At 35.2% G+C, this 2,685-nt stretch carries 3 protein-coding genes and 1 pseudogene; all 4 read right to left on the bottom strand.

Going from position 1 to position 2,685, the window contains the following annotated elements; genetic code table 11:
• Window positions 1-208: 208 nt before the first annotated feature.
• A complete protein-coding gene (locus tag AC6F75_RS06005) occupies window positions 209-1,684 on the bottom strand; it encodes a carboxypeptidase-like regulatory domain-containing protein (protein WP_500714045.1) in 1,476 nt (491 codons plus the stop codon).
• A gap of 55 nt (window positions 1,685-1,739) precedes the next feature.
• Window positions 1,740-2,047: pseudogene (locus AC6F75_RS06000) on the bottom strand (type II toxin-antitoxin system RelE/ParE family toxin).
• Complete coding sequence (locus AC6F75_RS05995; RefSeq protein ID WP_500714044.1) at window positions 2,026-2,217, bottom strand: hypothetical protein; 192 nt, start codon at window positions 2,215-2,217, stop codon at window positions 2,026-2,028. Before AC6F75_RS05995 ends, AC6F75_RS06000 begins: the two are co-directional and overlap by 22 nt.
• A gap of 66 nt (window positions 2,218-2,283) precedes the next feature.
• The coding region (purE, locus tag AC6F75_RS05990; protein WP_500714043.1) for a 5-(carboxyamino)imidazole ribonucleotide mutase at window positions 2,284-2,685 on the bottom strand (402 nt) is incomplete at its 5' end.

Genomic DNA, 2,685 nt, shown 5'->3' with positions numbered 1-2,685 from the left:
TTTTTATTTTCAAAAAAACTGTAAGGAAAGAAAATGGTTGCATTTTTTGTTTCTCTTGCTAATTCCACTCATTTAAGGAAAACATGAGACTATCTTTTTAGACAGTCTCATGTTGTTCAACGTTTAAGTTTTTCCAAAAGTCTATTAAAATATCTCTATAATTAACTCCTCAGGACTCAACCCCGAAACCTTGGGTAATGGTTCCAAATTAAAATTCAAAACTCCTTATCGCTTCATTTGGCGCAATGATATTATAATTTTCCCAAAGTGCCGGGTCATATTTTTGAATGACTTCAACTGTTGCTTTTTGGCTTTTTGGAGCTGCGTTATAATCTTCGGCGGTTATGGGGTGGCTGTCAACTATTAGGAGTTCCTGGCGTGAGCCGATGTTGGTTTCAAGTGTGAAATCAAACTTAATATTTATCCTTTCCTTTCGTGGTGCGTTTTCCTTGAAACTGAACGGACGTGCAAAATACGTATAACTGTTGGTATAATTTTGTATATACTTTGGAAAATATTTGTCACCAGTTTTTTGATAGATTACCATTCCTGAATTCTTGTTTTTTACATATTTTACACCCAGAAGTAATTTTAAATTTGTTTTTTCTGCAATTTTATTTTCACCTAATTCATATTCCATTTTTAAAACGGCATAAGTGTCTGCTGAAACATACAACAGGCCTTTGTATTTTGCTGAACGCCTTTTAGGGTTGAAGGAAATTACGTAAACCATTTCATCCTGATAGCCGGTCACGTTATCTATGGTGTAGGTGTAGTTGTTTAAATCATCCAGAAAATCAAATTTTTTGCTTTTACTCAAATCAACTGACATTATATGATTGTTGATGTTGTCCTTTATTTTAGAAGCTGTTGTGTCTTTTTTTGCAAAGATGTCTTCTGTATTTTCAAATTTGAAATCGTCATCTATGGGCAGAATACCACTTTTAATTTTAAATGTGTTTTGACTTTTGAGATTGTTGCCCAAAAACTGGAATATTTTTCGTTGCAGGTTTTCTATAGAAGTGTTTTCTTCCCGATTGATGAGTTGGGTGGTTTTTTGTTCGTTAATTTTAAAGATGGAATTGTTAGCATAAACCTCGGAAAAGTTATCCAGATATATTGAAGTGGTTTTGTTTTGGATTTTCTCAGCATATTCCTGAAAATCTTTATTGAAAGCCCTGATAGCGTTTTTATCTGTAAAATCGGCTTTTTTGAGATTGAGCCCAAAATCATGTGGAGTGTAGTGGAAACCGTTTCGGCTAAAAACCTGGAAATGAATCAGGTTGATTCCGTAATTTTTTGTTTTGTTTTCAATCACCCGTTGTATGATTACTAGCGGGTCTGTGTTTTTGTTGACAAGGAAAATACTTTTGAGTTCATCAATTTTTTCATCCAGATAGATGGTGCTTAACGCGAAATCTTTCAGCACAAAGCTTTTTGAAGCATACCCCATACTCGAAAATTTAATGGAATCAGTTTCCGAAAAACGATGGGTTTGGATTTTAAAAACGCCTTCGTCATTGGTGATGACACCATATTTGTCGCCGATTTGCACGGTGGCAAAAACCAAGGGTTGATTGGTTTTTTTGTCCAATACAGTTCCGTTTAAAGTCTGGGCGGTTGAAAATTGAGAAGTTAATACTAAAAGTAATACTGCTGAAAGTGATTTTAAGAATTTCATCATTGACGGTGGTTGGTTTACAAAAATAATGACGATAAAAGTAAGGAATTGTTACAGATTATTTTTTAGGCTTTTGGATTCTTAAATATAAATTCCTGGCTCCATGGTGCACCATCAAAATGTGAATCTCTTTAACATCAACCAATCTGTAAATAATACGGTAGTTCCCTTCGAACAGTTCCCTGATGTTGGGGTCTTGGATTTCGTCAACCACTTTTCCGAGTTTGGTTTGGGTTTTTAAAAGCTCTGTTTTTTTAGAATGCGTTCAACTTGAAGTTGCGCATATCGTTTTGAATCCAAAGCGATATAATCATAAATCTCTTTTAAATCTTGTTTGGCTGATTTTAACCATTTGATTTGAACCATTCCTGCATTTCAGATTTTAGACTTTCTTCTGTAATGGTTTGATTGCTGTCAGATTCTTGTAATCTTTTTTCCAATTTTTCAATAAAGAGCAATTTTTCAATCAATTCATCGATTGAAAATTCTTCGGGAAAAGTTTCCAAGTGTTTTTTTATTTGCTCTTTTGTAATCATTGAAGTACAAGTATGAGATAAATTTAATGAAAAATAAATGAAGTGTGTATTATTAAGTAAACAAATTTACTTCTTCATCTTCTTCGCCTTCTCCAATACTGCCATTTTCAATCCTTCTTTGTATGCTACAATTTTATCTAAAACACATTTATCTGCACTTCCAATAATTTGTGCAGCAAGGATACCGGCATTTTTGGCGCCGTTTAAAGCTACCGTTGCCACAGGCACACCACCCGGCATTTGTAAAATAGAAAGAATGGAATCCCAGCCATCAATAGAATTGCTGGATTTTACGGGAACACCAATCACCGGTAATGGGCTCATAGATGCTACCATTCCCGGTAGATGTGCAGCACCGCCGGCACCGGCAATGATTACTGTGATGCCACGCTTATGGGCGTTGGTGCTGAAATCAACGAGTTTTTCAGGAGTGCGGTGGGCAGAGACAATGTCAACTTCCACTTCGAT

The sequence above is a fragment of the Planktosalinus sp. genome, from assembly GCF_059864935.1.
This window is presented reverse-complemented; position numbering and strand designations above follow the sequence as displayed.